At 64.4% G+C, this 3,314-nt stretch carries 2 pseudogenes; one reads left to right on the top strand and one right to left on the bottom strand.

The features are described from left to right. Positions 1–1,625: pseudogene (fixL, locus tag VMJ11_RS21025) on the bottom strand (oxygen sensor histidine kinase FixL); the annotation flags it as partial. 295 nt (positions 1,626–1,920) lie between these two features. Here fixL and aceE point away from each other — a divergent pair. Next, positions 1,921–3,314, top strand: a pseudogene (aceE, locus tag VMJ11_RS21020) (pyruvate dehydrogenase (acetyl-transferring), homodimeric type); the annotation flags it as partial.

Below are 3,314 nucleotides of genomic sequence, written 5' to 3'. Positions count from 1 at the left end.
ACCTCGAACCACTTCTGGATGCTTTCGACGTACACCTCCTGCGCGTCCGCCGTGCTCTCGGTGAGCGCGGTGGCCGGCAGGCCCGCGAAGGCGTCGACCATGTCGATCGAATCGGAGGACGCGCTCGCCGAGTCGAAGCCGCCGCCGCCCGCGAGCTCGAGATGGCCGTCCGGGCGGATGCCGAACAGGTGCCGGTAGTAGCGGTTCGCAAACAACAGTTCGGCTTCGTCGGCGGCGAGCACCGAAACGGCGGCGTCGAGGCTCTCCAGCACCGTGGTGAAGCGCTCGTGCGCGGCGGCGAGCTCCTCGCGCGCGCGCTTGGGTTCGGTGATGTCGGTCATCGACGACATCCAGCCGGTCTGGCGGCCCGAGCTGTCGATGAGCGGCGAGACGTAGAGGCGGGCGTGGAACTGCGAGCCGTCCTTGCGGCGCACGCGCAGCTCGAAGCCCGAGGAGGGCGCCTTGCCGCGCAGCGTCATGTCGAGCTGCCGCTGCATTTCGGGGTAGGCGTCGCGCGGCCAGTAGGGGAACGGCGCGTTCTTGCCCACGAGATCGCTTTCGTCCCAGCCGGTCATACGGCAGAAGGCGGGGTTCACGTGCGTGATGCGGCCATGCATGTCGAGCACGCGCATGCCGATCAGCACCGAGTTTTCCATCGCGCGCCGGAAGAACGCTTCCGCGTATAGCGCCTGCTGCGCTTCGAAGCGCTGGCGCGTGTGCTTCCAGAGGCTCCAGAGGCTCCACAGAACGAAGCACGACAGGCCTGCAACCAGCCACACGAGCGTGTTGTTCGTGAAGTTGGTCATCTGCGGGTACGAGTACACGCGCACCGAGACGCCCTGACCCGGCGGATCGAGCGGCAGGTCATAGTAGACGTCGCGCGGCAGGCGCGGGCGCGTCGAAGTGGTGGCCAGCTCGCGGTTGTTCGCGTCGAGGATCGAGATCTTGTACTTGGCCGACAGCTCGGGCGGGATGTCGTGCTTCAGGATGCCTTCGACCGAGAACACGGCCGCAATCGACCCAAGAAACTCCCGATCGCGGTATACCGGCGTCTGTAGCGTGATGTAGCCGTTGCCGAGGTCGTCGTAGATGAGCGGCGAGTAGACCTGGCGGCGTGTCGCGCGCGCTTCGGCAAAGGCGGCCTTCACGGCCTCGTCCATCTGCGCGTCGTTGGGCTTGGCGAGGCGCTGGCCGAAGACGGGCATGGCGGTGTTGGGCCACCTCGGCTCCTGCTGGCTCGTGTACCAGTTCAGGTAGAGGATTTCGGGGTGGCCCTGCATGATGTCCGTGGTGGACGTCTGGAAGTACTGCGGGTCGACGTGGCCGGCAACCAGATCGCGCGCGAGCGCCTGCAATTGCTCCTGCGCGCCCGTCATTGAGAGGCGGATCTGCTGCTGGGCCCACGCGACGTTGCGGTAGAGCGTGTCTTCCTGCTGCTGTTGCTCGCGGCGGTTCAGGCTCCACAAGATCAGGCTCATGACGACCAGAAACACGAGGATCGACAGGAGCGGGGTCAGCAAATAGGAATTCGACCACCAGGGTCCGTGGTGCCAGCGAGATGGCGACGACTCGCCGGGCGTTCCGGGCGGCCGCGCCGAGCGTGCGAAAAGCCGTTCGGTCAACATGGCAAGGATTGTAGCGCAGCGTAAGACACGGAATTGCCGCGAAAAAAGCGGTAATTCGCCGATAAACGGGTGCAAACTGGCCGTTATCGGCGCAGGGGCGCGAACGATTAAGCGTGCGCTGCAGCATTTTTTCACATTATAAAATCGCATCCCGCAATTCGAAAATTTTGTTGCGCGATGGTCTGAGGGGTCATTACAATCGCCCGGAAGCTGCTGCGGTTGGCCCGGTCACGTCTCAAGCGTCGCCGTCCGCATGGTCCGATCAACAGCGTTCCCCTACACCCAGGAGACGAGCATGTCCGCTGTACCCGACGAAGTCCTGAAGTACGTTGCCGCCGACAAGGACGAGGATCCCCAGGAAACCGCCGAATGGCTCGAAGCGCTGGATGGCGTCATCTCGACGGTCGGCCCTGACCGCGCCCACCATCTGATCGAAAAGCAGATCGAGTTTGCCCGCGTGCATGGCGAACACCTGCCTTTCTCGGCGAATACGCCGTACATCAACACCATCCCGGTCGCCAACCAGGCGAAGAACCCCGGCGATCAGGACATCGAACACCGCATCCGCTCGTATACGCGCTGGAACGCCATGGCCATGGTGCTGCGCGCGGGCAAGCAGACGAACGTGGGCGGGCACATCGCTTCGTTCGCTTCGGCCGCCACGCTCTATGACGTCGGCTACAACCACTTCTGGCGCGCGCCGTCCGCCGAGCATGGCGGGGACCTCGTGTTCGTGCAGGGCCACTCGTCGCCGGGCGTGTACTCGCGCGCATTCCTGCTGGGCCGCCTCTCCGAGAAGCAGCTCGACAATTTCCGCCAGGAAGTGGGCGGCGAGGGCATCTCGTCGTATCCGCACCCGTGGCTCATGCCGGACTTCTGGCAGTTCCCGACCGTCTCGATGGGCCTCGGCCCGATCATGGCGATTTACCAGGCGCGCTTCATGAAGTACCTGCAGGCGCGTGGCATTGCGAAGACCGATGGCCGCAAGGTCTGGGCCTTCCTCGGCGACGGCGAGACGGATGAACCGGAGTCGCTCGGCGCAATCGGCATGGCCGGCCGCGAGCGTCTGGACAACCTCGTGTTCGTGATCAACTGCAACCTGCAGCGTCTGGACGGTCCGGTGCGCGGCAACGGCAAGATCATCCAGGAGCTCGAAAGCGAGTTCCGCGGCGCGGGCTGGAACGTCATCAAGGTCATCTGGGGCAGCCGCTGGGACGCGCTCTTCGCGCGCGACAGGTCGGGCGCGCTGATGCGCCGCATGATGGAAGTCGTGGACGGCGAGTACCAGACGTACAAGTCGGAATCGGGCGCCTTCGTGCGCGAGCACTTCTTCAACACGCCGGAACTAAAGGCGCTCGTCGCCGACTGGTCCGATGACGACATCTGGAACCTGAACCGCGGCGGCCACGACCCGCACAAGATCTACGCGGCGTTCCATCAGGCTTCGAACTCGAAGGGCCAGCCCACCGTCATCCTCGCGAAGACGATCAAGGGCTACGGCATGGGCGAAGCCGGCCAGGCCATGAACATCACCCACCAGCAAAAGAAGATGCAGGTGGATCAGCTCAAGAAGTTCCGCGACCAGTTCCGCTTGCCGATCACGGACGAGCAGATCGTCGACGTGCCGTACCTCACGTTCGAGGAAGGCTCGAAGGAACTCGAGTACATGCGCCAGCGCCGCATGGACCT

Origin of the sequence: Paraburkholderia sp., from assembly GCF_035501035.1 — a bacterium.
Classification (GTDB): domain Bacteria; phylum Pseudomonadota; class Gammaproteobacteria; order Burkholderiales; family Burkholderiaceae; genus Paraburkholderia.
The sequence above is the reverse complement of the archived record's forward strand: the minus strand, read 5'-3'. Positions and strand labels throughout refer to the sequence as shown.